Here is a 3,889-nt window from a genome sequence, read left to right as displayed (position 1 = left end):
CCATGGGCGTTCAGGCCGGCCGCAAGATGACTGAAATCCGAGCCGTCGAGCGCCTGCCAGTAGCCACCATGAATAAACACGACGACAGGCTTGTCAGTTTCGCCGGCAAAAAAATCGATTCTGTTTCGTGTCCTGGTGCCGTAACGAATTTGGCGCAGGCCATGGCGTTCGCGATAAGCCGCCGCATCCCTCGCCCAACCCGCCATAATCGTGGGATTCTCGGGTACTCGCGCCCGGTTGTTGTATTCGACTTCGTAGTCGACCTCGGCGGTCAAGACCTACAGCCCTCGCGCCTGCGCGGATTTCCGTGCGGAGAGCTTGGTCTTGGCCAACAGCCGCATCAACTCACGAACGTCCTTTGGAGTGAGATCCGAAAACAGGTCCGCGATCCAGGTTTCATGCTCAGCGGCCATTTTGCGAAACTCGGCGCGGCCGGTCTTGGTCAGGCGTATCACCTGAACCCGACGGTCGGTGCCGGATGTGCGACGGTCGAGGTGGCCTGACTCGACCAGCCTTTCGACGAGGCCGGTGACATTGCCATTACTGACCATCATGCGCTTCGACACGTCCGACAGCGTCATGCCATCAGGCGCCTTGTCGAGCTGGGCCATCAAATCGAAGCGCGGCAGCGTGACATCGAACCGCTCGCGCAACCGGCTGCGCACCTCGCCCTCGATCAACGTCGTGCAAGTCAACAGGCGCAACCACAATCTGAGTTCGTTGCCATGATCTTCCGGGAGCTCGACTGCCTTGGTCTCGGAATCAAGAATCATGACGCGATCGTATCCGCCTCAACGGCGCAGCAGAGCACGGCTTCTGTCCAAGCGCGCCCGGTTGCGCATTTATTTCAAGCTTCAGGTAATTTTCCTTGCGCCGCAAGTCAAAAGCTGAGACGGCGGACGATCGGTTTCGAAATTGTTTAGGTTTCAAGTAATTGGCGCGCAGCTTGCATATCCGGCTTCTCGCGTCGGTTACTCAGCACTGCAGCTTCGCTTGCGGCGGTGGCCATCATCAGAATAAGCTAAGCTTTGAAGCCCGGATTTCCGTTGGCCGTAGCGAGGAAAAACTGATGAAGCAGCACCTGAACCTGGCCGGCCTGGCGGTCGTGCTGAGCATGTTTTCGGGTCACGCTATCGCGCAGGAAAAACTCAAGATCGGCGTGATCGTCACGCTCTCTGGTCCGGCGGCCGTACTCGGACAGCAGGCTCGCGACGGCTTTATGCTCGCGGTAAAGGACCTCGGCGGCAAGATGGCCGGCAGGGATGTCGAGGTGGTGGCGGTCGATGACGAATTAAAACCAGACGCCGCCGTGACGAAGGTCAAGGGCCTTTTAGAGCGCGACAAGGTCGATTTTGTCGTCGGGCCGATCTTCTCGAACATCCTGCAGGCAATCCACAAACCCGTGACAGATTCCAAGACAATCCTGATCAGCCCGAACGCCGGCCCTTCCAGTTACGCCGGCAAGAACTGCAGCCCTTATTTCTATGTGACATCCTACCAAAACGATCAGGTTCACGAGATCCTCGGCAAGGTCGCTCAGGACCGCGGCTACAAGCGCGTCTATCTGCTCGTTCCGAATTACCAGGCGGGTAAGGATTCCGCCGCCGGTTTCAAACTCGATTACAAGGGGGAGATCGTCGAGGAGACTTACATGCCGCTGGGTTCACTGGATTTCCAGGTCGAGCTCTCGAAAATCGCATCGCTCAAGCCGGACGCGTTGTTTACCTTCATGCCGGGCGGCATGGGAGTCAGTCTGGTGAAACAGTACAGGCAGGCTGGGTTGGCCGATAAAATTCCGGTGCTTTCGGCATTCACCGTCGATGAATCCACACTGCCCGCCCAGCAGGACGCGGCGGTCGGCATGTTCGGCGGCGCGAACTGGGCTCCCAATCTCGACAATCCGCAGAACAAGAAATTCGTCGCCAGCTATGAGGCAACCTACAACAGCGTACCCGGCACCTACGCGTTCCAGGCTTACGATGCGGCCATGCTGATCGATAGCGCGGTGAAGGCGGTGAAGGGTGACCTCACCAACAAGGAAGCCCTAATTGCCGCGCTGAAGAAAGCTGACTTCACCTCTCTGCGCGGAAACTTCAAGTTCAATACCAACGGTTATCCGATTCAGGATTTCTACCTGACGAAGGTCGCAAAGCGGGCTGACGGAAAATTCCAGACCGAGATTGTCCAAAAGGTGTTCGAGAACTACGCCGACCGCTACGCCAAGGACTGCACGCCGGGCAAGTAACAAATGGGAAGGAAACAAAAGCGATGAACAGCGAGATCACGGGGATCACCCGGGCCAACGAGGGCATGCAGGGAATTTCGTGGAATATCCTCGGACAGACTTACGTGCCAAAGAACCGCACGGACCATTGTTTCTCCTGGCATGCGACATTCCCACCCGGCACCTTCGTGCCGCCGCATATCCATCCGGATCAGGATGAATACCTTTACATGCTGGAGGGAAGACTTGACTTCATGCTGGCCGGCGCGGATGCGCAGGCAACTCCGGGCGATCTGATCCGGCTAGGCATGGGTGTTCCCCACGGAATCTTCAACAAATCCGACCAGACGGCGAAGGTGCTGTTCTGGGTTGCACCGACCCGTAGGCTCTACGATCTCTTCTGGGGCATTCACAATATGAAGGAGCAGAAACCGGAGGACGTGGTCGCGATGGCTGCCGAATACAACATTCACTTCCTGCCGCCACCGCCGGGCGCGTGAGGCTCTACGCCCGCACCGCCGCCAGCCCCGGCACAGCAGCGAAACCGGCCTTGGTCGCATAGCCGCGCACGATTGCCTCGCGCTGCGTGTAGCTCAGCACGTTATCGATATCGTCGAAGCCATCAGGCGCCAACTGCTCAACCGCATCGATGACGCCTTCCGGGCCACCACGCCGGTTGGAGCGCACGATATCCGCTGTCATCGGCAAACGCTTCTGCTCATAGGCGATCAAGGCCTGCCGCGGATGTTCGGAGCGCACCAGCGAATCCGCCAGGCAGCGCGCGTCGAGGATCGCCTGCGAGGCGCCGTTCGAGCCGACCGGATACATCGGATGCGCGGCATCGCCGAGCAGGGTAACGCGACCGTTCGACCAATACGGCAGCGGATCGCGATCGCAGGTCGGATATTCGTAGAATTCGGGCGTGGCCGAGATCAGGTTGGGCACGTCGACATACGGCACCGAGAACCGGGCAACGTGCGGCATCAATTCCTCGCGCTTGCCTGGTCGCGACCAATCCTCCCGGCGTGGCGGCGTTGCATTATTGTCGCCGACTTTGACCAGCACCGCCCAGTTGGTCAGACGGCTGGCTGGACTTGATCCTTCGGCGATCGGGTAAACCACGACTTTGGCATGAAGGCCGCCCGCCACGATCATCGAACGGCCCGTTAGGAACGCCGGCCAATCGCGCGCGCCGCGCCAGAGCATCAGCCCGTTCCAGCAGGGCGGCCCTTCCTCCGGAAACAGCGTCTCGCGTACCCGCGAGTGGATGCCGTCCGCGCCTATCAGGATGTCCCCGCGCGCCGTTTTGATGTGGCTGCCTGTGCGGTCGAAAAAATATGCCGTGACGCCACCCTCGTCCTGGCTGAAGTATCCCAGCCTGCAGCCGGTGTGGATTGCCTCCGCTCCCAGACGCTCCTCGACGGCACGGTGGATCACGCTCTGCAGGCGTCCGCGATGAATCGAGAATTGCGGCACATCATGCCCGGCATCGATGCCACGCGATTCGCGCCACACCTCCTGGCCGTGCCGATTGAGATAGTAAAGCACGTCGGTTCGTATGGCGACGTCATCGAGCCTGTCCAGCAGGCCAAGGCCCGCGAGTTCGCGGATCGCATGCGGCAGCGTATTGATGCCGACGCCGAGTTCGCGGATGGTGTCCGACTG

The 3,889-nt window shown here is 59.7% G+C and carries 4 protein-coding genes and 1 pseudogene; 2 read left to right on the top strand and 3 right to left on the bottom strand.

Annotation, left to right across the window (positions count from 1 at the left end):
• A pseudogene (locus tag VJV58_RS02250) lies at positions 1-275 on the bottom strand (alpha/beta hydrolase); the annotation flags it as partial.
• A 3-nt stretch (positions 276-278) separates the two neighbouring features.
• A complete protein-coding gene (locus VJV58_RS02245) occupies positions 279-773 on the bottom strand; it encodes a MarR family winged helix-turn-helix transcriptional regulator (RefSeq protein WP_324135704.1) in 495 nt (164 codons plus the stop codon).
• Positions 774-1,069: 296 nt separating this feature from the next.
• Between VJV58_RS02245 and VJV58_RS02240 the strand changes: the two genes are divergently transcribed.
• Positions 1,070-2,245 (top strand): ABC transporter substrate-binding protein, encoded by a 1,176-nt coding sequence (locus tag VJV58_RS02240; RefSeq protein WP_324135703.1) that lies wholly within the window; start codon positions 1,070-1,072, stop codon positions 2,243-2,245.
• A gap of 23 nt (positions 2,246-2,268) precedes the next feature.
• Positions 2,269-2,724, top strand: coding sequence for a cupin domain-containing protein (locus tag VJV58_RS02235; protein WP_324135702.1), 456 nt, complete (start codon positions 2,269-2,271; stop codon positions 2,722-2,724).
• Between the two features lie 4 nt (positions 2,725-2,728).
• Here VJV58_RS02235 and VJV58_RS02230 read toward each other — a convergent pair.
• Positions 2,729-3,889 (bottom strand): flavin-dependent oxidoreductase (locus VJV58_RS02230; RefSeq protein WP_324135701.1); only part of this gene is annotated, 1,161 nt, incomplete at its 5' end.

Source organism: Bradyrhizobium sp. (assembly GCF_035273305.1).
Taxonomy (GTDB): Bacteria; Pseudomonadota; Alphaproteobacteria; order Rhizobiales; family Xanthobacteraceae; genus Bradyrhizobium.
Note: the sequence above shows the minus strand (reverse complement) of the source record. Positions and strands in the feature narration are given on the sequence as shown.

Coding starts and splice junctions, on each gene's coding strand:
- VJV58_RS02235 (WP_324135702.1), top strand. CDS start 2,269: ATGAACAGCGAGATCACGGGGATCACCCGGGCCAACGAGGGCATGCAG.
- VJV58_RS02240 (WP_324135703.1), top strand. CDS start 1,070: ATGAAGCAGCACCTGAACCTGGCCGGCCTGGCGGTCGTGCTGAGCATG.
- VJV58_RS02245 (WP_324135704.1), bottom strand. CDS start 773: ATGATTCTTGATTCCGAGACCAAGGCAGTCGAGCTCCCGGAAGATCAT.